Below are 16,235 nucleotides of genomic sequence, written 5' to 3' on the forward strand. Positions count from 1 at the left end.
TTTTGTAGTGCGTTTAGGGGAGCAATAGATGATGATAAGTAGCAGACAGAGATTATTTATAGTCACGTTTATAAAACCGCGAAAAAAAACGATAACGGCGTAGGGCGCGTGGCTTTGGTTTGAGTGAACCCAAATAAATAGCAAACATGGTGAGTAACGCACCAGCCCACTGCAAAGTATTGATGGGTTTGTCCAGCCAGCTATAATCAATCACCAAAGCGGCGATAGGCTCAGAGAGCAATAGTAACCCCGTCAAGGCCAGTGACAGCTTGGGAATAGAGTAAGCAATGAGTCCCCATGCCAAGCACTGCATCACCGTACCATAGACCAATATCCAGCCAATCTCAGCCCAAGTATTGGGCAAGATACTGCCTTGATCAAACACCCACATTGGCACAACCATCGCCAGCACCCCGCCGATACTGATCAGCTGCATGAGCATAAATATCGGCGTTGGCTCAGTATCGTGCGTCTTACGGATAAAGGTCATCGATGCCGCTAGCATAGCGCCCGAGACGATACCAGTGACAAACCCCCACGTCGCTGCACTGTTATGGGCAAACTCCGGGCTACCAATCATCGCCACACCGAGCATCGCCAAAAACAAACTAATCAGCTGTACGATAGATTGACGCTCATTGAAATACAAAAACCCAATCGCTGCCAAGAAAAAAATCTGTAAGCTATTGAGCAGGGTAGAGATACCAGGGCCGACCGCATAAATACTCTCATGCCAAAGTGCCAAATCCAATCCCAAAAACGCCCCTGATAACAACGCATAAAAAATTGCGCGTCCTGAGCGCGGCAAGCGTTGTCCCATGATTTTGGCCAATACGGCAAAAACGATACCAGAGATGGCCAAGCGCCAAAACGACATCGCCCAACCACCGATATCGACATGAGCGACGATCAGGCTACCTAAACCAAAAATAATACAGCCTACGACTAAACCGATAGGGGCAGAGCGGGATGCGGCGATGGCCATAGCCATAGTGTCTCCTTATATGAATGGGATGATGATAAAAAAGCATTTTACAGCGATTAAGCTATTGTCGAGGTTTTGCCCCCAAAATGAAATGGCTCAGCGACAATTATTCTATGAGATAGCAGACAAGGCTATCTAAACGACGACCCCTGTGTATATAATTATGCCAATGGATGACATTTGCTTAGGTTTATTATGTTTCGATGTTCTTTATCAAAACCGCGCCCTGTAGTATCTAACCTTTGGACAATGATGTTGCGGTGTACGGCTGGCATTGGCATTAGCATTGTCAGTGCGTTACTGGTGATACCGCAAGCACAAGCCGCCAGCTGTAAAATTCCCAAAAGCTACTACAAAAACGTCTCTTGTACCGCTAGCAGTGGCTTGTTTTTGGCCGTCAAAGATTTTGGCGCGCCTGTGGCCTTGATTGACAACAAAGGCAAGCGCATCGTCGATCTATCACGCTATCAAAAGGTCGATGCCGATAACCTTTCAGAGGGGCTGCTGCCCGTACTGCGTAACGGTCACGTCGGATATCTCAATCTGAAAGGGCGAGAAGTGGTGCCTGCTATGTACGATATGCTAAAAGAGCGTCAAGGCTGGGCGCGGCCGGTATCAGAAGGGCGTATCGTCGTAAAAAAGGACGGCAACTATGGCGTCATCAATACCGCCAACAGAACCGTCGTACCATTTTCGTCATCGTTTAGTGAGGTGGCTGATTATCGCGGCGGCATCACCCGTGTGCGTAAAAACAATAACATCAGTTGGCTGGATAAAAGTGGCAATGTGGTAAAAGACCCTGCTGACAATAACCACAAGCCGCCGCAAGCGCGTCAGTCGCCATCCACGCCGCCCATCAGTCCATTTACCACACTAAAGCCGCGTCAGCAAGATGGTAAATGGGGCTTTGTCGATGACCAAAATATCACCATGATTACCTACTCATTTGATGAGGTGCGTCCCTTCTCTGAAGGTATGGCGGGCGTACGTATCAATGAAGATTGGGGCTTTGTCAATCTTGGTGGTGAGCTGTTGATTCCGTTTCGGTTTGCAGATAGTGGCGTGTCGGCAGGCGATACTTATCAAGGCAAGCCCTCGTTTGTGTTTGTCGATGGCAAAGCATGGATCGGTAATCTAAAAAATGGCAATAAAATGTGTATTGATAAAACAGGCAGCAGCGTTGGCTGTGATTGAGCCGTTTGTTTTTGCCCCATGGCGATACCTAAGTAGGCATAAAAAATTCAGCAAATATAAACAACTTAAGCAGGCATAAAAAAGCGTGCAAGCTTGTCTTTGACAGTCAAACTTACACGCTTGTTCAGACGTACGCGCGTTTTAAATAGCCTTTAAGAGCGATGCGCCAACAGATGATTACTGATCAGATCCACCATATAAGGCTGATAATACTCAGGAATATCGTGTGCCATGCCCTCAATCAGATAAAACTTGGCATTGGGGATGGTCTTTGCTACCACACGCCCTTGCGATGCTGGCAGGAGGCCATCGGCGCTACCATGTAACACAATGGTTGGGGCTTTGACTTGTTTGCTATAGCGACTAATAGAGCCAGATGCCAAAATAGCATTTAGCTGCTGCACGGTCCCGAGCGGATGAAAGCTGCGCTGATAGCGAATCTTGGCAATCTCACGCACCATGCGCACATTGACATGCCCTGGCGTGCCAACCGTCTTCATAAACCAGACGCTATGACGCACGATATCACGCTCAGAGTGACTCTCAGGGCGGTTGATAAGGGTGTATAGCTGCCGAGGTTTGGGTGGTCTTAAAAATGCACGATTGGTGGTGGTAAACATCAGTGCCATTCGCTGTACCAAGCTTGGGTAGCGGGCGGCTACGATTTGGGCAATCATCCCGCCCATAGATGCGCCAAGCAGATGGGTTTTACCCAGCTGCAACGCCTTAATCAGACGGGCGGTGTCTTCGGCCATGTCGGTCAAATTATATGCCACTTGCGCGCTCTTGTTAGAGAGCCCTGTTTGCAGACGCATCATCATCTTTAGCTGACTGATACGCGGTAGGCCGTCAATTTGCACTTTAGACGATAGGCCAATATCACGATTGTCAAAACGAATCACAAAAAAACCGGCATCAATGAGGCGTTTTATAAAGTTTTCTGGCCAAAATATCATTTGTGAGCCAAGCCCCATGATCATGAGCAAGGGTGGATGGTTTGGGTTACCGCCTGCTTCCACACAAAGCTCGATACCATCACCGATATCGATCATCGCTTGATGCAACTGGTCACTCAGATCAGAGTCATGCCACTGATGCGCGCCAAACTTTTGCCACTCAGGCGTAGGATAGTGGCTCACATTCCCATCTAGGCTTGGATCTGGGCTTGCTTGGGATCTGGCGCTATTGATGTTATTTGATTGTGTCATGAAGTGTCCTAATCAGAGGTCGTCTACTACAGCTCAAGCATCTCAAAATCGAGTTTGCCCACACCGCACTCAGGACATGTCCAGTCATCAGGGATGTCTTCCCATTTGGTACCAGGGGCGATGCCTTCTTCTGGGCAGCCAAGTGCTTCGTCGTAGATCCAGCCGCAGACAATACATTCATAACGTTTCATAAAAAGTCCTATCGATTATTTCTAGTGTGACTGTTTTTTAGCGCGCCAGTCGTGCCAAGGGCTAATGACTGGGCGTCACGACAGTGTGCAAGTGTCCATATAACGGTCAGCGCTTAGACAGCAAAAACGCACGTAGTTTAGCATATAACCGTTATTTTTATAGTTAAGTTTACACTTGTATATTGAGATTGTGAGATTTTTATCAAGTCAAGCGTCGCGGTTTTGTGCAGACCAAGGCTGATAATAGCCGATGCTTTAGCGTATTAATTGGGTCAATTATGCTACAATAACGGCCGAAAAATTCACACCAGTTATCATTAAAGTCATACACGCTAAGGGTCCTCATGAGCATCAATGCCGCTACCTCTACCAATACCGAAAACCAGCCATCAGCCGTGCTCAATACTGATCATCCTTTTTGGCAGATCATTCGCACCGTACCAGACTTTCCAAAAGTCGGCATTGATTTTTATGACATAACCCCGTTACTGCGCAGTCACGTTGATGCGGTCATCGATGCGCTGCTGGCCGCTTTACCAGAAGGCTGTCTGGATGAGGTCGATTGTTTGGGTGCGGTCGAGGCGCGTGGGTTTGTCTTTGCCAGCTTGCTAGCAGGGCATTTGGGTAAGGGTATGATATTGCTGCGTAAGCCTGGTAAGTTGCCGCCACCTGTAGCCAATAAGGCTTATGCGCTTGAGTATGGTAAAGACACCCTTGAGATGCAAAACAATCTACCGCCTGAGCGGGTATTGTTGGTCGATGATATTTTGGCAACTGGTGGCACCTTGAACACCGCTTACGAGCTTTGTCGCTCAGCAGGTCACACCGTGGTCGGGGCGCTGGTATTACTCGATTTGGTGGCGCTGCACGGAGCGTTTCCAGTACCCGTTTATACGGTACTAAAAGCCTAAAATCAAAAAGCGCGCTGATGCTGATATAATCAGCGCGCTTTTTTTTAACATCGCTATTTAAGATATAGGCGATACACTCTAAAAATGTCATGGCGCTACTGGGATGAATTTTGCGCAGCCTCTGGGAACGCAGCACGCAAGTAAAATTTATACCAGTAGCGCGTTTAAATCCATAACAGTTTTACATTCAGCTAACTATACATCGCTATTTAAGATACATGGCATAAAGCCCATGCTAAATTAAGCCGTTTTTTGTTGTTCGTGGTTTTTGCAGCTGTATTCTACGAGGGCGCGTCCGATCGTCTTAGGGCTGGTGATTTTGAAGTCTTTTGTGGTCAAAATGGGTTTGTCTGACTGCCAAGACTTTATGACTTTATCATTGGCCGCGTAATTGACATAAGCACGCCGATAGTAGCTGGCGTCTTTACAAGAGATCAGTAGCTGCTGATCGCTATGATGGATGGGTTTTTCTTTAAAAGGCGCTGTTTCCGCATTTTCTTCTTTTGCAGCCTCTTTGTCTTTTGCTATGTTTTTTTTGGCTTGTGGGGGGTAGGTTCGACGGATTGAGACGGTGATATTTTCGACACGCTTTTCATCTATGATGCTGATATCAGAGCGCTCGATAGAATCTAAGTCCACACTAAAAACCGAGCCAGAATGACTCTCGGACACCTCTGACCAGTTCACTGCTTGTGCGCTGAGTGCCAAAGCACTGCCTGCCAATAACACTGATAGCCGTTTCATACTTAAGCCTTGCTTCTGGTTGTTTGAAGTAGGCCATAATAGCCAAGTTGTTATCGGCAGGCAAATATCTTTTATGACAGGTCATGGCCTGACAAGTTACTCACGGATGGCCGCCAGTGTCTTGGCGAGCTCATCACGAGCAGTGATAAAGCCATCAATGCCCTTTGGTAGCAGGTCTTGTGTCACGGTGTCTTGTTGGTAGGCGGCGCTGAATTCTTCGTGAGTTAGACTGACGCGGGTCATCTCATCTAGCGCCATAGACATGCTGGGCGATAGCTGACGCTCTACTTGTGTGTCCATGGCGGCAAGCTCGTCGATAAGGTTTGGCGCGATGGTCAATAAATCACAGCCTGCCAACGCCAGTATTTGCTCAGTAGAGCGGAAGCTTGCGCCCATGACTTGAGTGCCATAGCCGTGCTGCTTGTAATATTGATAAATCAGCTTGACCGATTTTACGCCCATATCATCGGAGGCGGGCACATTTTGGCGGTTTTGCTGGCGTTTTTGCCAGTCTAAAATACGACCCACAAAAGGCGAGATCAGCGTCACGCCAGCATCAGCACAGGCAATGGCTTGATGCTGACCGAATAAAAGCGTCAAGTTACAATGGATGCCTTGGGTTTCGAGGTAGCGCGCCGCCTCGATGCCTTGCCAAGTGGCGGCCATTTTGATCAAGACGCGCTTAGGATCGATTCCTGCCTTTTGATACGCCTCCATAAACGCCATGGCCTTATCGATCGTCGCTTTGGTGTCATAAGACAAGCGCGCGTCGACTTCGGTAGATACTCGTCCCTCGATCAGTGCCAAAATATCACAGCCGACTTGGACGGTCAGTGCATCTATAACCGCATCGACATCGCCATTATGGCGACTCATGGTCTCTGCCAGCATGCTTTGGTTGTCAGGGTGGATGAGAGCTTTGGTGATCAAGCTTGGGTTGGTGGTGGCGTCGATGGGTTTTAAGCGCGCAATGGCGGCCAGATCGCCAGTATCAGCGACAATGGTGGTCATGGTACGAAGCTGTTGTAATGCGCTCATTAGAGATCCTTTTTTTTAGTGACGTGATGTTATCAATCACAGGGTGGTTTTGTTTTTGTCGTAAGATGAGGGATTGGCATTAAACTGTAACATAGTTTTGAGCCTCTGTTGCCTCATAGTGTGGTGGACGACAAAAGACAAGGGCACAACTGTGCTATAGTCAGGTCAATATTAGCTGAATCGACGACATCAGCATTCTCATTTGCTGACGCTGTACCACAATTATTTTGAATCGACTATACTATGGACGAGATGATATGGGCAGCTGATAAGAGTGGCGCGACATTACATGCGATTGCACACGATTACCCGTGGGCACTGCGCGCCGTTTTTGTTATAGTAGAGCCGGCCACCTGCTATGCGACAGTGGTATGAGCAGTTTGAGATATTATTGATAAGTCAAAAAATGGCATGGCAAAATCGGATAAGAGCAAAAGCAGACGGTGTCTTGATAGACTGTTGTTTTATCATGTCGCTATAGCAAGCTCTTAATACCGATGATGTCAGACCCAATAGTTAAAAACTGGCCAAAAATTTCAACAGTAAAAAATCTAAAAAGGATGGGCGGTAATGAGTGAGCAGTCACCAGAGCAACATATGAATAACTCCAATCAAACCACGACAGACACAAACGATGCCGCAACCGAAAAAGCGTTTTTGGACAATATTCGTCAAAGTATCGATGCAGTAGACTGCAAAATTCAAACGTTGATCAATGATCGTGCCAAATTGGCTCAATGACGCCGCCGCAACCGACAGCAATCCTATTTTTTATCGTCCAGAGCGAGAGGCGCAAGTACTAAAAGCAGTCATGGAGCGCAATACTGGCCCTATCGCTGACGAAAAAATGGCCCGTCTGTTTCGTGAGATTATGTCTGTATGCTTGGACTTAGAAGCACCGCAGCGCATTGCCTTTTTAGGGCCTGTTGGTACCTTTACCCATGCAGCTGCGCTCAAACACTTTGGCAAAGCCGCGGATACCATGCCGATGACCACCATCACCGATGTGTTTCGCGAAGTCGAAGCGGGCACAGCGATGTATGGTGTGGTACCTGTTGAAAACTCTTCAGAAGGGGTGGTCAATCACACGCTAGATGGATTTTTGTCCTCTTCTTTAAAGATCATCGGTGAAGTTGAGCTGCCTATTCACCAAAACTTCTTGGTCGCTGAGCACACCAAGATCGATAGTCTCAGCCGTATTTATTCGCACCAGCAGTCATTGGCTCAGTGCCGTCATTGGCTTGATGTCAACTTTCCAAACGTCGAGCGTGTGGCCGTATCGAGCAACGGAGAGGCGGCGCGTCGCCTCAAAAACGAGTGGCATTCTGCCGCTATCGCAGGGGACGTTGCTGCAGCAGAGTATGATCTACACAAGCTGTATACCAACATAGAAGACAATCCTAGCAACACCACACGTTTTCTGATTATCGGTCACGAGGCGATTGCGCCATCAGGTCAAGACAAAACCTCTATCGTGGTATCGGCACACGACAAAGCAGGGGCGCTGATCGAAATCCTAAAGCCACTGTCTTATCATGGGGTATCGATGACCAGTATCGAGACGCGTCCTGAGCGCCCGAATAAATGGGCTTATGTGTTCTTTATCGATATGAATGGTCATATTGATGCGCCAAACGTGAGCGCGGCGATTGCCGATATTCGTCCACTGGTAAAAGATTTGCGTATACTTGGCTCATACCCCAAAGCGGTATTGTAAGCTAATTATCGGCCGCAAATGGATCATACTAAGCAGTAGATGTATCATCATCTCTAAGGATAAACCATGGCATCACCTCAAGCGACATCATCAAGTTTAGCTCCGCTTACCTCTGCGTATGATAGTATCTTAGCGCTGACGCCTTATCAGACTGGCAAGCCGGTCGAGGAGCTGACACGCGAATATGGGGTTTCTGATGTCGTAAAGCTGGCCAGCAATGAAAACCCATTGGGCTGCTCGCCACATGTGACCTTGGCAATCACCGAGCAGCTGGGTCAACTGGCACGCTATCCTGATGGCAATGGCTATTATCTGAAGCAAGCGCTGGCGGATTTTAATCGTGTGGATGTTGAGCAGATTACCCTAGGTAATGGCTCCAATGATCTATTGGATCTCTTGGCGCGTGGCTTTGTCAGTTGTGACGATACCATTGTGTATAGTCAGTATGCCTTTGTGGTGTATTCGATGTTGGCGAAGATACAAGGTGCTACTGGGATAGAAGTGCCAGCGACGCGGTTTGGTCATGACTTAATGGCTATGCGTCAAGCCGTCGCCGACCATCCAAATACCAAGGTTGTGTTTATTGCCAATCCCAATAACCCAACAGGCACCCAGCTTGGGCAAAAAGAGCTACGTGAGTTTGTCGCTAGCGTGCCAGCTTCGGTACTGGTGGTACTCGATGAGGCGTATATCGAGTATAGCCCTGAGAGTAATAATAGGGCGCTGCTTGATGAGTTTGACAATGTGGTTATCGTTCGTACGTTTTCTAAAGCTTATGGGCTGGCGGGTTTGCGCGTGGGCTACGCGCTCAGCTCAGTGCCAGTCGCAAATCTGCTCAATCGCATCCGTCAGCCATTTAACGTCAGTCGTGTGGCATTGGCCGCCGCCGCTGCTGCACTTGCCGATCAAGACTTTATCGAAGCCACTCGCTTGAGCAACGCTGAGCAAATGCGCTGGTTAGAAAAACAGTTTGACGCGCTTGGGCTGGGTTTTATTAAGTCGCACGCCAATTTTATCATGGTAAAATTCGAAGTCGAGATGGAAGACATCAACGCTATGTCTATTCATCAAGCATTGCTAGAGCAGGGAGTAATCGTACGTCCTTTGGCCGCTTATGGACTCCCGAACTGGCTGCGTATCACGGTAGGTCTGGCTGAAGACAATCTACGTTTGATAGATACGTTACGCTCGATTTTGACCGAGGACTGATCACTGGCAACTGATACTGATAAAGAGGGCGGGCCAGCCCATCTGAATCCCGATAATATCATGGCACTCATGCAGGCGTGCCTTTGCGACTTAATGCCAATTTGTGAAATACAAGCTGCCGTGAGTCGCCATAAAAAAGATAAAAAATAAGAATCCTATGCAATCCTCTTTTGATAAAACCCCTTTGTTATTTAAACAAGTTTGTGTGATCGGTCTTGGGCTGATTGGCGCAAGTCTTGCTCAAGCTATAAAAGACAATCATTTAAGCGAGCGCTTGGTTGCTGTCGATAGGCACTTGCCAAGCGTGGATGAAGCCATAAAACATGGCTTGCTCGATGCTGGTAGCACGCGCTTGACTGACGTGGTGGCAGGCAGCGACTTACTTATCATCGCCGTACCAGTGCAAGCGGTGCAAGCCGTATTTACCGATATCAAAGCTGCAATGGACAACGGCCAGCTGGCTACAGATTGTATCATTACAGATGTCTGTAGTACCAAGGTCAATATCATTGAGGCAGCAAAATCGGTATTTGCTGCACTGCCAACGGGGTTTGTACCCGCGCATCCGATTGCTGGGGCGGAGAATTCAGGGTATCATGCCAGACGCGCCAATTTGTTTGTCAACCACAGCGTGATAATCTGTGAGCTCACCACCACCAGCCCTTCTGCAATTGCAAAGCTGCAGCAGTTATGGGAGGCGGTGGGTGCGACTGTCATGCCGATGGCAGCCGATCATCACGATGCGATATTGGCGCATACCAGTCATCTACCGCACCTACTGGCGTTTAATCTGGTCGAGCAATTGGCGAGTCATGATGACAATTTGGATATGTTTCGCTATGCCGCTGGTGGGTTCCGCGACTTTACCCGTATCGCTGCCAGTGATCCTAAGATGTGGCATGATATATTTTTTGCCAACGAGCGCGCGATTATCAGCGCCCTTGATGAGTACGGCGTCTATCTACAGACCATGCGTCAGCTTATCATTGATAAAGATTCAACCGCCCTGATGGGGCTTTTGGGCCGCGCGCAAGCCGCACGGCGACATTTTGGCCATATGTTAGCCAGCACCCCTTATACGGATACCTCTGCTATGTCAGCTTCTTATAATATCACCCCTAGCAACACCGTCTCTGGCACCATTACCATTCCTGGAGACAAATCTATCTCGCATCGCAGCATCATGCTTGGCAGTTTGGCCACAGGTGTGACTAACGTTACTGGATTTTTGGAAGGGGAGGATGCGCTGGCTACCTTACAAGCATTCCGTGACATGGGTGTAAGCATCGAAGGCCCTGATAAAGGCAGATTGACCATTCATGGCGTTGGTATGCACGGACTAAAACCCAGCAAAACGCCACTGTATATGGGCAACTCAGGCACCAGTATGCGCCTGCTAGCCGGTATCTTAGCCGCCCAGTCATTTGATAGTGTGTTGACTGGTGATACCAGTCTAAACAAGCGTCCGATGGAGCGGGTGGCAGCACCGTTACGTGACATGGGTGCGGTGATTCAAACCACGGGTCATGATGGTACCGCGCCGCTAAGCATCACTGGCCGTGATACGGTTGGCCAGCCGCTGCAAGGGGTAGAGTATGACATGCCAGTGGCGTCAGCACAGGTGAAGTCTTGCTTGCTATTGGCGGGACTGTGGGCAAACGGCACCACGACGGTCATCCAACCTGAAGTTAGCCGTGACCATACCGAGCGTATGCTCTCAGCCTTTGGCTATCCAGTAATTGTAGAAGGCAACCGTATCAGTGTCACCGGTGGCGGCACACTCACAGGTGGCGATATCGCTGTGCCTGCGGATATCTCTTCCGCCGCCTTCTTTATGGTCGCCGCGGCCATCAGTCAGGGTAGTGAACTGACCCTAACGCAAGTGGGTATTAATCCAACTCGTACCGGCATCATTGATATCTTAAAGTTGATGAATGCTGATATCAGCCTAAGCAATGAGACCCATGTGGGCGGCGAGCCAGTGGCGGATATTACTATTCGTAGCTCAAGCCTAAAAGGTATCGATATCCCAGAATATTTAGTACCATTAGCGATTGATGAATTTCCAGTATTGTTTATCGCTGCCAGCTGTGCACAAGGTCGTACGGTGTTAACTGGTGCTAAAGAACTGCGTGTCAAAGAGTCCGATCGTATTGCTGTGATGGCAGACGGTCTACAAACGCTAGGCATTGATTGTACGGTGACTGAGGATGGTCTGATCATTGAAGGCAAAGGTAGTGCAGGTGTAGGTCAAAGTGAAGTAAATAATAGCCAACCTGTTTTTGGCGGCGGACATATCACCTCGCATCATGACCATCGTATCGCCATGAGCTTTGCGGTTGCAAGCTTGCGCGCATCCAAGCCGATCACCATCGAAGGCGTTGAAACGGTCAATACCAGTTTCCCAGGGTTTGCCGAGCTTGCCAATCAAGTGGGTATGTCTATCGAGGTTCACAATAGCCTTGCCTAACAGCGTTAGGACTTTTACCAGGTATTAAACGCCATAAGGGTTCAAATACCGTTATCGTCAGCAATGCATTGATACTACTATGAGTGTCAATGCATTGCTTTTTCACTTTTATTCTATCTGTAGTAACCCTGTGCTTTTGCCGCTCGCCTAAATATGCTCATCATCAGGCGCAGTCTGCAACAGTACGCTTTGCTCTAAATTAAGTTGTACTGACTTATGACCACTCAAAATGTCATCAAAAAACCCGTGACGCCTATCAAAACCACCAGACGTGGTATTGTCACAGCGCTTATGGCCTTTTTTATCTGGGGCGGGTTTCCTTTATATTTTAAACAGTTGGCCGCCTACGATGCCACTGAGATCATCGGGCACCGTATCGTCTGGACCTTTGCTTGTCTGCTGCTTGTCTTAGTCGTCACCAAACGCTGGGCCTGGATAGACACTTTAAAGAAAAGTCCTAGGTGGATTGTGTTTTCGCTGATATCGGGTCTGATTATTGCCACCAACTGGCTGACCTATGTTTGGGCGGTCAACCATGACCGCATACTTGAGGCCAGTTTGGGCTACTTTATCGGGCCGCTGGTAGGGGTGGCGCTCTCGATGATTTTGTTCAAAGAGCGCTTGCGGACACTGCAATGGGTGGCGATTGGTTTTGCGCTATTGTCTGTGATTATTCAGGTGGTGATGATTGGGAGCTTACCTTGGATTTCGCTGATACTGGCGTTCAGCTTTAGCATATACGGTACCATTCAGCGGCAAACACCGCTGAGCGCCATCGATGCGATGTTTGTGGAGACGACGATGCTGGTACCGATGTGCCTGTGGTGGTTTTGGCAGGCCGATGTGGTGAGTAGTCAGGTCAGTTTTTGGTTGTCATCAAACATTTGGCTATTGATGCTGGCAGGCCCCATCACTTTGATACCGCTATTGTTATTTAATAAATCAACCAAGCTGGTGGCTTATAGTATTTTAAGTTTTATGAACTATCTGACGCCGACTTTTATTTTCTTTTTGGCAGTATTTTACTATAAAGAGCCATTTGACTTGCACCGTTTGGCCGTCTTTGGCTTGATTTGGGTTGGTCTGTTGTTGTTTAGCATTGACTTGTGGCATCATCGCCCAAGTAAGATGCTAAAGGCTGCGCGTTTGCACCAAAAAGCATGATCATCTGTCTGCTATAAAACTCCTAAAAAACCAGTAAACAAGGATAAAAGCATGTTGCATACTCAGTCTGACGTGGTATTTGTCAGAGGCTTGACGGTAGATGCCGTCATCGGTGTCTATGAATGGGAGCGCGCTATCACTCAGCCGCTGCAGATCGATATCGCGCTTGAGACGGATATCAGTGCTGCTGCCGCCTCAGATGATGTACAGGATGCGCTAAATTATAAGGCAGTTTGTGATGATGTCAGCGAGTGGTGCCAAGCCATTCAAGCAAAGCTACTTGAGCATCTGGCTGAGCAAATCGCAGATAAACTGCTTGCCAAATACGCTTGTCATAAAATCACGCTGAGCATGGCTAAGCCGACGGCAATCAAACACGCAGACGCCGTTGGGGTGCAAATCACCCGATCTGCAAAAGCCAGTCATAGCGAGCAGCCTGCCAGTCAAAGTCATGATGCATAAGACGCCTAAAATTTTTAAGATGTATGAGACGCATAAAGGTCTGGCTGGTTTAAATCTTGCGGGCCTAGAGATACATACGCCTGAACAGCTGCAAGCGTACGAGGTCACAGCAGTGGTACTGGCTTTGGGTAGTAACTATCACGCTGACTACTATTTGCCTGATGCGCGTGAAAAACTGGCCACATTTGGCCGTATGCAGCTCTCTACGTCTTTTCAAAACCCTGACTTTACCGCGACTCAAGAGCAGCCAAAGCCTGACTATACCAATCAGTGTGCGTATTTATCTCTGGATACGGCGATGAGTTTGCAGGAGCTGCAGCAGGCTTTTAAGCTCATTGAAAGTGACTGCCATCGGCAGCGTTTCATAGAAGCGCAAACCTCTATAAAGCAAGTTACCATGGATATTGACATTTTACTTATACAAACTGGACTTAACCAAAATAGCCTAAGCAATAAATCGACATCTACAAAAATAGTAGAGTATTCAGAACAATGGATAATAATGGCGGATCGTTATCCATTCAAAGCACACGAGACAGCAGGGGTTGAAGAATTGATTTCAAAGAGCGGTTTTATCGGTTAAAAGGCTTTAAAACTTTTCCAAGCACCAAAATCCGTCCTACGAGCATTCATTTTTCTTGTGTGCTGTGCCAACGCCGCTCGATGCGGCGCAAAATGCATACCAGTAGCACGTGATATCAATTGTGCCAGTTTTATGTGCGATTGACTATATTAAAAGAGTATCAGAGGCTACGGTAAGCTATCAGGACTTGTTTTTTTCGTCAGTCAGCTCTTCTATGTCAGAGCGCCCGATCACATCTAAATCTTCTAAGCAAAGCTTGTCATACTTCTTTTTGCAAAAATCAGGATCAATCTCACACATGGCAGTTTGCAGCTGATCTAGGCGATTTTCTGACTGCTGAATATGCTCAAGCATTTTTGCAAACGCTTCGGCGACTGGGTCTTGAGAAGAGGGGTCGATACCATAAGCTTGAAAAGTAGTGCGGCGCTTGGCCTTGGCCGCTGTGCTTTGCGCTTGATCTTTGCCGGTGTCGCCTTCGCCTGCTTGGGCCACTTTCTCTTGTTGTTTGGCGTCTTGGACTTTAGTGGCGATGGGGTTGCCTTTTTCATCGTGATGATCGGATATCATGCGCGCCGCGCTGCCGACCATGGTAGCGCCAGCTGGCACAGGTTTGACCACCACCGCATTTGAGCCGATTTTGGCATTTTTGCCGACAGTAAATGGCCCCAAAACTTTTGCGCCAGCGCCTACAATCACGCCGTCTTCTAACGTTGGATGGCGTTTGCCGTTATTCCATGAGACGCCGCCGAGAGTGACGCCGTGGTATAAGGTGACATCGTTGCCAATCTCTGCAGTTTCACCGATGACCACGCCGACACCGTGGTCGATAAAAAACCGCTTACCGATTTTGGCTGCAGGGTGAATCTCGATACCAGTGACGATACGCGAGCCGTAAGAGATCACGCGGGCGGCCAGTTTTTGTTCGTGATTCCAGAGATAATGAGCGCCGCGATGCAAGATAAGCGCATGAATACCAGGATAGGTAAGAATGACCTCCAGACTGTTGCGAGCGGCAGGATCACGGTTGAATACCGCATCGACATCTTCTTTTAGGTCTTTTTTGATGCTGGCAAGCGAATTGAGCAATTTGGCTGGCAATGACATAAAGTGTCCTATTTGTTGATTGGTCTGTTGGTCGGTAAAGTATGGCGGTGTGGTCAGTATTGGGTGCTAATCCTGATGCTTATTCTATGTGCTTATTTCTATGTATAGTCGATTCTAAATAAAACAGATACATTATATATCAACGTGGAACTGGTATAAATTTTCCTTGCGTGCTGTGCCTGCGCTGCTCGATGCTGCGTAAAAATTTATCCCAGTCTCACTGCATCGTTTTTATACTGAACTCACTATACTTACAATCTGAGCCATCCAATATAACATGCCCTAATAATAGCAGGCTATCGCTGGCCGACCAAACCCAAAAAATCTGTACTGGTGACTTTTATTATGATGATTGGGGTCTATCTTTTAAAAGCTTGGCGATAAGTGCGCTTAACAGCTGATACTCTTTTTGATCCAGCTGTAAGCGTGAGCCGAGCCGCGATAGCCGTGCTGGCAAAGATTTTAGATGTGAGCTGTCTGCCAGACCCTGCTGCACCATCAGCGCTGTCATGCACTCGGTCAACTGCTGTTGCTGCTGCTGAGTGATGGCCGGCTCATCCCACTGTTGGCGTAACGTCATGTCAATCATCGAGCGTGCTACGGCTTCATCAGAGTCAGCATCAGCATCAGCCTCTGGGCTCGTCGTTGTCTGAGTGTGGGTTTGCGCATAAGCAAAGACAAAACTGGCAATTACTTGTACCGCTGAGGCGACATTAAGTACCGGATAGGCAGGGTTGGCATCGATTTGGATATGGTAATCGGCATAGGCCAGCTCTTCATTGGTCAAACCACGGTCTTCGCGGCCAAACAATATCGCGATATTTGGTTTGCGACTGCCAGCAGTATTATCCTGTGCGGTCTCGGCCGTGGTCTGAGGCTGATAGATGGATTGACTATCGATAAAATCAAAAATGATTTTGGCCGCCTGTGTGGGCGTGACGACAGGGCGCGGCATATGACGACTACGACTGCTAGCTGCAAATACCAGCTGGCAATCAGCGATCGCCGACTCTAGCGTTGGGGCAATCACAGCTGCTGACAGCAGCTCATGCCCACCTGCAGCGTGCGATACACTGGTCTCATCGATAGGCCGCTTGGGGTCGACGACCGTCAAGCGTGACAATCCCATCGTATGCATGGCCCGTGCCGCTGAGCCGATATTGGCAGGCAAGGTGGTGTTGACCATGACGACCTGAATACAAGATAAGTAGTCGTCTACGCTCGTTGCTGGATGGTTGATTGGCATAGATGATGG

14 protein-coding genes and 1 pseudogene are annotated in these 16,235 nt (G+C 48.3%); 8 read left to right on the plus strand and 7 right to left on the minus strand.

Annotated elements, in window-relative coordinates:
* Positions 1-52: 52 nt before the first annotated feature.
* A complete protein-coding gene (locus NK638_RS06040; RefSeq protein WP_274632330.1) occupies positions 53-985 on the minus strand; it encodes a DMT family transporter in 933 nt (310 codons plus the stop codon).
* A 249-nt stretch (positions 986-1,234) separates the two neighbouring features.
* Here NK638_RS06040 and NK638_RS06045 point away from each other — a divergent pair, with 249 nt between their 5' ends.
* A complete protein-coding gene (locus tag NK638_RS06045; RefSeq protein ID WP_274632313.1) occupies positions 1,235-2,179 on the plus strand; it encodes a WG repeat-containing protein in 945 nt (314 codons plus the stop codon).
* A 152-nt stretch (positions 2,180-2,331) separates the two neighbouring features.
* On the opposite strand, the gene NK638_RS06050 is transcribed toward NK638_RS06045, so the two are convergent.
* Complete coding sequence (locus NK638_RS06050; RefSeq protein ID WP_274632314.1) at positions 2,332-3,387, minus strand: alpha/beta fold hydrolase; 1,056 nt, start codon at positions 3,385-3,387, stop codon at positions 2,332-2,334.
* A 26-nt stretch (positions 3,388-3,413) separates the two neighbouring features.
* Positions 3,414-3,578 (minus strand): rubredoxin, encoded by a 165-nt coding sequence (locus NK638_RS06055; protein ID WP_057759803.1) that lies wholly within the window; start codon positions 3,576-3,578, stop codon positions 3,414-3,416.
* Between the two features lie 344 nt (positions 3,579-3,922).
* Between NK638_RS06055 and NK638_RS06060 the strand changes: the two genes are divergently transcribed.
* On the plus strand, positions 3,923-4,489 hold the full coding sequence (locus NK638_RS06060; protein WP_198336227.1) for an adenine phosphoribosyltransferase: 567 nt from the start codon (positions 3,923-3,925) through the stop codon (positions 4,487-4,489).
* 240 nt (positions 4,490-4,729) lie between these two features.
* Here NK638_RS06060 and NK638_RS06065 read toward each other — a convergent pair whose 3' ends face one another.
* On the minus strand, positions 4,730-5,233 hold the full coding sequence (locus NK638_RS06065; protein ID WP_198336226.1) for a hypothetical protein: 504 nt from the start codon (positions 5,231-5,233) through the stop codon (positions 4,730-4,732).
* Positions 5,234-5,329: 96 nt separating this feature from the next.
* The gene (locus NK638_RS06070) at positions 5,330-6,271 is read right to left on the minus strand and encodes a transaldolase (RefSeq protein ID WP_274632315.1); all 942 of its coding nucleotides are present in this window, start codon (positions 6,269-6,271) and stop codon (positions 5,330-5,332) included.
* Positions 6,272-6,841: 570 nt separating this feature from the next.
* On the opposite strand from NK638_RS06070, the pseudogene pheA reads away from it, so the two are divergent.
* From pheA to NK638_RS06100, 6 genes and pseudogenes are all read left to right on the plus strand, one after another.
* Positions 6,842-7,988 (plus strand): annotated as a pseudogene (gene pheA / locus NK638_RS06075) (prephenate dehydratase).
* Between the two features lie 66 nt (positions 7,989-8,054).
* Positions 8,055-9,197: a histidinol-phosphate transaminase gene (gene hisC, locus NK638_RS06080; protein WP_274632316.1), complete on the plus strand. Its 1,143-nt coding sequence runs from the start codon at positions 8,055-8,057 to the stop codon at positions 9,195-9,197.
* A 157-nt stretch (positions 9,198-9,354) separates the two neighbouring features.
* On the plus strand, positions 9,355-11,667 hold the full coding sequence (locus NK638_RS06085; protein WP_274632317.1) for a bifunctional prephenate dehydrogenase/3-phosphoshikimate 1-carboxyvinyltransferase: 2,313 nt from the start codon (positions 9,355-9,357) through the stop codon (positions 11,665-11,667).
* 216 nt (positions 11,668-11,883) lie between these two features.
* Positions 11,884-12,831, plus strand: a complete 948-nt coding sequence (gene rarD, locus NK638_RS06090; protein ID WP_274632318.1) for an EamA family transporter RarD — start codon at positions 11,884-11,886, stop codon at positions 12,829-12,831.
* Positions 12,832-12,882: 51 nt separating this feature from the next.
* Positions 12,883-13,293, plus strand: a complete 411-nt coding sequence (folB, locus tag NK638_RS06095) for a dihydroneopterin aldolase (RefSeq protein WP_274632319.1) — start codon at positions 12,883-12,885, stop codon at positions 13,291-13,293.
* A complete protein-coding gene (locus NK638_RS06100) occupies positions 13,283-13,876 on the plus strand; it encodes a 2-amino-4-hydroxy-6-hydroxymethyldihydropteridine diphosphokinase (RefSeq protein ID WP_274632320.1) in 594 nt (197 codons plus the stop codon). Before folB ends, NK638_RS06100 begins: the two co-directional genes overlap by 11 nt.
* A 180-nt stretch (positions 13,877-14,056) precedes the next feature.
* On the opposite strand, the gene cysE is transcribed toward NK638_RS06100, so the two are convergent.
* Together cysE and NK638_RS06110 are read right to left on the minus strand one after the other, a co-directional pair.
* Positions 14,057-14,980 carry a serine O-acetyltransferase gene (gene cysE, locus NK638_RS06105; protein WP_274632321.1) on the minus strand — a complete coding sequence of 308 codons (924 nt, stop codon included), beginning with the start codon at positions 14,978-14,980 and terminating at the stop codon, positions 14,057-14,059.
* A 343-nt stretch (positions 14,981-15,323) separates the two neighbouring features.
* Positions 15,324-16,226, minus strand: coding sequence for an RNA methyltransferase (locus NK638_RS06110; RefSeq protein WP_274632331.1), 903 nt, complete (start codon positions 16,224-16,226; stop codon positions 15,324-15,326).
* Positions 16,227-16,235 lie beyond the last annotated feature (9 nt).

Source organism: Psychrobacter sp. A3, assembly GCF_028823565.1.
GTDB classification, from domain to species: domain Bacteria; phylum Pseudomonadota; class Gammaproteobacteria; order Pseudomonadales; family Moraxellaceae; genus Psychrobacter; species Psychrobacter celer.

Coding starts and splice junctions, on each gene's coding strand:
- cysE (WP_274632321.1), bottom strand. CDS start 14,980: ATGTCATTGCCAGCCAAATTGCTCAATTCGCTTGCCAGCATCAAAAAA.
- NK638_RS06070 (WP_274632315.1), bottom strand. CDS start 6,271: ATGAGCGCATTACAACAGCTTCGTACCATGACCACCATTGTCGCTGAT.
- NK638_RS06110 (WP_274632331.1), bottom strand. CDS start 16,226: ATGCCAATCAACCATCCAGCAACGAGCGTAGACGACTACTTATCTTGT.
- NK638_RS06065 (WP_198336226.1), bottom strand. CDS start 5,233: ATGAAACGGCTATCAGTGTTATTGGCAGGCAGTGCTTTGGCACTCAGC.
- NK638_RS06055 (WP_057759803.1), bottom strand. CDS start 3,578: ATGAAACGTTATGAATGTATTGTCTGCGGCTGGATCTACGACGAAGCA.
- rarD (WP_274632318.1), top strand. CDS start 11,884: ATGACCACTCAAAATGTCATCAAAAAACCCGTGACGCCTATCAAAACC.
- NK638_RS06040 (WP_274632330.1), bottom strand. CDS start 985: ATGGCCATCGCCGCATCCCGCTCTGCCCCTATCGGTTTAGTCGTAGGC.
- NK638_RS06100 (WP_274632320.1), top strand. CDS start 13,283: ATGATGCATAAGACGCCTAAAATTTTTAAGATGTATGAGACGCATAAA.
- NK638_RS06045 (WP_274632313.1), top strand. CDS start 1,235: ATGATGTTGCGGTGTACGGCTGGCATTGGCATTAGCATTGTCAGTGCG.
- NK638_RS06060 (WP_198336227.1), top strand. CDS start 3,923: ATGAGCATCAATGCCGCTACCTCTACCAATACCGAAAACCAGCCATCA.
- NK638_RS06085 (WP_274632317.1), top strand. CDS start 9,355: ATGCAATCCTCTTTTGATAAAACCCCTTTGTTATTTAAACAAGTTTGT.
- folB (WP_274632319.1), top strand. CDS start 12,883: ATGTTGCATACTCAGTCTGACGTGGTATTTGTCAGAGGCTTGACGGTA.
- hisC (WP_274632316.1), top strand. CDS start 8,055: ATGGCATCACCTCAAGCGACATCATCAAGTTTAGCTCCGCTTACCTCT.
- NK638_RS06050 (WP_274632314.1), bottom strand. CDS start 3,387: ATGACACAATCAAATAACATCAATAGCGCCAGATCCCAAGCAAGCCCA.